The 204-nt window shown below is 37.7% G+C and carries 1 protein-coding gene; it reads left to right on the top strand.

What is annotated here, in order from left to right; all coding sequences use genetic code 11:
* Positions 1 to 31 precede the first annotated feature (31 nt).
* A partial coding sequence (locus HMPREF0023_RS16060; protein WP_008942612.1) for a TetR/AcrR family transcriptional regulator occupies positions 32 to 204 on the top strand: 173 nt, incomplete at its 3' end.

Raw genomic sequence — 204 nt, 5'->3', positions numbered from 1 at the left:
TTAAATAGTAATGTTTGATTCAGAGTAAAAGATGTCGAGAGCTAGACGCAGTGATGGTGATATAACCAAATCAAAAATTCTGGAAGCCGCAGGTCAACTGATTGCTCAAAACGGTTTTGCAAAAACCTCTAATAAACAGATTGCCAAAACTGCTGAGGTAGATTTAGCAGCGATCAACTATCATTTTGATGGTCGTGATGGTTT

The sequence above is a fragment of the Acinetobacter sp. ATCC 27244 genome, assembly GCF_000156555.1.
Taxonomy (GTDB): domain Bacteria; phylum Pseudomonadota; class Gammaproteobacteria; order Pseudomonadales; family Moraxellaceae; genus Acinetobacter; species Acinetobacter haemolyticus.
Note: the sequence above shows the minus strand (reverse complement) of the source record. Positions and strands in the feature narration are given on the sequence as shown.